This window comes from Treponema sp. R80B11-R83G3 (assembly GCF_054786115.1).
Genome location: NZ_BDHF01000175.1, coordinates 1 through 1,918 on the forward strand (window position 1 = coordinate 1; position 1,918 = coordinate 1,918).

General features: G+C 42.6%; 3 protein-coding genes. All 3 read left to right on the forward strand.

Annotation, left to right across the window (positions count from 1 at the left end; all coding sequences use genetic code 11):
- The coding region (locus ACYVRH_RS12210) for an acyltransferase (protein ID WP_461257178.1) at positions 1–1,254 on the forward strand (1,254 nt) is incomplete at its 5' end.
- 49 nt (positions 1,255–1,303) lie between these two features.
- Entirely contained in the window at positions 1,304–1,552 is a 249-nt protein-coding gene (locus ACYVRH_RS12215; protein WP_461257179.1) for a ChpI protein, read from the forward strand.
- Positions 1,539–1,883, forward strand: coding sequence for a type II toxin-antitoxin system PemK/MazF family toxin (locus ACYVRH_RS12220; protein ID WP_461257180.1), 345 nt, complete (start codon positions 1,539–1,541; stop codon positions 1,881–1,883). The genes ACYVRH_RS12215 and ACYVRH_RS12220 overlap by 14 nt, the downstream gene beginning before the upstream one ends.
- The last annotated feature ends 35 nt before the right edge of the window (positions 1,884–1,918 follow it).

Sequence of the window (1,918 nt, forward strand, 5' to 3'; positions counted from 1 at the left end):
ATTTTAGTCAAGCCTTATCTTTTCATGCTTTTTGGCATGGCTAAAATACTCCTGCGCGGCGAGGCGTTTGTTTTTGACGCTTGTACACGCGCCTTGTCCAAAAAAAGCCGTTGTATTATCGCCTTCCGCCATCCCGATGGAAGGGAACCTCAGCTTTTGGCGTGGTTTTTTCTTTATAAGCTGAAATCTCTTGCAGAGAAAAGCAAAATTCGCTTTGAGCGCGACCCGCACGCGATTTTTGTGTACGGCTATGAAGTAGTCCGCTGGGGCGGCGCTTTGGCGCGGATTTTTATGCCCAGATTGGGGGCGATACCGATACACCACACAAAAATTGATTCCAAGGGAATGGCGAGGATTTATAACACTATTGTTGACGGTCAGTACCCGATAGCCCTCGCTCCTGAAGGGCAAGTTTCCTATTCTATGGATTCCCTTCCCCGCCTTGAGCATGGCGCTATCCGTATAGGTTTTCAGGCTGTAAGCCAAATGGCAAGTAAAAACATGGATTGTCCGCTTGAGATACTTCCGTTGTCCATACATTACCGCTACGGGCGCGACGGTAAAACCGCGATGGAAAAACTTTTAAAAAAGATTGAAAAATTCTGCGGTTTTTCAAAGTGTGAGACTGCGCCTCTTTCATTCACCGAAAGGCTTAGCAAGTGCAGGGAATATATTCTACAGATTAATGAATCGCGCTATCACATAAAAAGCGACGCTTCCACTTTCGATAAACGTCTTGAGAGGGTAGTAAACGCCGCGCTGGAAACTTCGGAGCGGTTTCTTGGCTTTAAAAGTGAGGGCGATTTTTTTCAGAGACTGTACAAGGTACGCCATGACTGTTGGGACAGGATATTTCTGCCGGGAACTGACAGTCTTAAAAAGGTTCCGCTAGTCAAACGCTCCGTAATGGATCTTGGGGCAGGGGAGGCGTGGCACATTTCCCGTCATCAGGAACTCGCTGATTTTGGCTGGTATTTCCGTCATCCGCTCCCCACTGAGGAAACCGCCCTTCATCAAAAAATAGAGTACGTTCAAAATCTTTGGGATTTTGCCAACCGCACGATGGGCGGCGCCCTTTCCAGCAGGGTCAATATTCCCGTAAAAAAAGTAATCATAAAAGGCGCCCCAGTTATTAATTTAAGCGAGCGTCTTGGTCAGTATAAAGAAGATAAAAGAGCGGCGGTTGAGGGAGCGACAGAGGATTTGGAGAAGGCTTTTCTTAGGTGTATTGAAGAGATGAATAGCGAAAAATAATGAGAAATTTCCACTTGACAATGTTTTATACTTTTGTTATACTAATAATATGAAAACGGCAATTTCTTTACCCGATACGGTTTATTATGCGGCGGAAGAAACCGCTCAATATTTAGGAATATCAAGAAGCGCGTTATACCTCAATGCTTTGAAGGAATATCTTAAAAAAAATAACCGTAAAAACATCACTCAAAAATTAAATGAAGTTTACAATGATGACTATTATAAAGAATTTGAACCAATATCAAACGCCGCGCTTGAGAGCATAAGGGAATTAACTAAAAATGATACGTGGTGAAATTTGGTGGGCGGAATTTGGAATACCATACGGAAGTGAAGCCGGTTACACCCGCCCTGTATTAATAGTGCAGGATGACAGTTTTAATGAGAGCAATATAAGAACAGTTGTCGTATTGCCTATGACGACAAATTTACGTTTGATGGATGCCCCCGGCAATGTATTTGTTTCAAAGAAAGAATCAAAGATGGCGCGTGATTCTGTGATAATTTCCGCCCAATTATATGCGATAGACAGGGGAAGATTTAAAAAAAAAATATCAAAGGCTGGTAAAGAAATAATGAAACGGGTGGAATTAGGGATGAAGTTAGTTTTAGGAATGAACAGATAAAAAGGACTAAATCCACTTTTTACATAATATATGAT

Bases quoted from the DNA above. Each gene is read 5' to 3' on its own strand.
- ACYVRH_RS12215 (WP_461257179.1), top strand. From the start codon at position 1,304: ATGAAAACGGCAATTTCTTTACCCGATACGGTTTATTATGCGGCGGAA.
- ACYVRH_RS12220 (WP_461257180.1), top strand. From the start codon at position 1,539: ATGATACGTGGTGAAATTTGGTGGGCGGAATTTGGAATACCATACGGA.